2 rRNA genes are annotated in these 1,468 nt (G+C 57.0%); both read left to right on the forward strand.

Going from position 1 to position 1,468, the window contains the following annotated elements:
* Window positions 1-1,266 (forward strand): 23S ribosomal RNA (locus tag FOE74_RS21160); the annotation flags it as partial.
* A gap of 84 nt (window positions 1,267-1,350) precedes the next feature.
* Window positions 1,351-1,462, forward strand: a 5S ribosomal RNA gene (gene rrf, locus FOE74_RS04880).
* Window positions 1,463-1,468: the final 6 nt, after the last annotated feature.

A 1,468-nucleotide genomic window follows, 5' to 3' on the forward strand; every position in this document is an offset into this window, starting at 1 on the left:
ACGCTACCCGTACCGCAATCCGACACAGGTAGTCGAGGAGAGAATCCTAAGGTGCTCGAGTGAATCACGGCCAAGGAACTCGGCAAAATGGCCCTGTAACTTCGGGAGAAGGGGCGCTTCCTCTACGCAAGTAGAGAAGCCGCAGTGAAGAGGCCCAGGCGACTGTTTAACAAAAACACATGGCTATGCGAAATCGAGAGATGAGGTATATGGCCTGACACCTGCCCGGTGCCGGAAGGTTAAGGGGGGATGTTAGCCGCAAGGCGAAGCATTGAACCGAAGCCCCGGTAAACGGCGGCCGTAACTATAACGGTCCTAAGGTAGCGAAATTCCTTGTCGGGTAAGTTCCGACCTGCACGAATGGTGTAACGATCTGGGCGCTGTCTCAGCCGTGAGCTCGGTGAAATTGTAGTCTCGGTGAAGATGCCGAGTACCCGCTACGGGACGGAAAGACCCCGTGCACCTTTACTATAGCTTAACATTGACTCTGGGTAACTCATGTGTAGGATAGGTGGGAGCCTCTGATCCGGCGTCGCCAGGCGTCGGTTAGGCAGCGTTGAAATACCACCCTTGAGTTATCCGGGGCCTAATCCCGGAGGGGAGACAGTGTTTGGTGGGTAGTTTGACTGGGGTGGTCGCCTCCAAAAGAGTAACGGAGGCTTTCAAAGGTACCCTCAGCACGCTTGGTAACCGTGCGCAGAGCGCAATAGCAGAAGGGTGCTTGACTGTGAGGCCCACAAGCCGAGCAGGGCCGAAAGGCGGATATAGTGATCCGGTGGTTCCGCATGGAAGGGCCATCGCTCAAAGGATAAAAGGTACGCCGGGGATAACAGGCTGATCTCCCCCAAGAGCTCATATCGACGGGGAGGTTTGGCACCTCGATGTCGGCTCGTCACGTCCTGGGGCTGGAGAAGGTCCCAAGGGTTGAGCTGTTCGCTCATTAAAGTGGCACGCGAGCTGGGTTCAGAACGTCGTGAGACAGTTCGGTCCCTATCTGTAGTGGGCGTTGGATGTTTGAGGGGACCTGTCCTTAGTACGAGAGGACCGGGATGGACGAGCCTCTGGTGGACCTGTTGTGGCGCCAGCCGCAGCGCAGGGTAGCTACGCTCGGATGAGATAAGCGCTGAAAGCATCTAAGTGCGAAACTCACCCCAAGATGAGACATCCCTTCAAGGGCCGTGGGAGACGACCACGTCGATAGGCGGCAGGTGTAAAGGCAGAGATGTCATAGCCGAGCCGTACTAATTGCCCGAGCGCTTTCCCGCCACCCAAGGCGCGTACCCTACGTTTTCCCTCCCCCCAGTATGGCAAAGCACCCCCCGACCCTATTATCGCGGAAACGCGAAAGATAATGGTGGCTATGTCGCGGGTGTCCACCTCTTCCCATTCCGAACAGAGAAGTTAAGCCCCGCCGAGCCGATGGTACTGCGGTCACACGCGGGAGAGTAGGTAGCCGCCAACCCCCTTA

The sequence above is a fragment of the Rufibacter glacialis genome (assembly GCF_008271745.1).
In the GTDB taxonomy this organism is placed as follows: domain Bacteria; phylum Bacteroidota; class Bacteroidia; order Cytophagales; family Hymenobacteraceae; genus Nibribacter; species Nibribacter glacialis.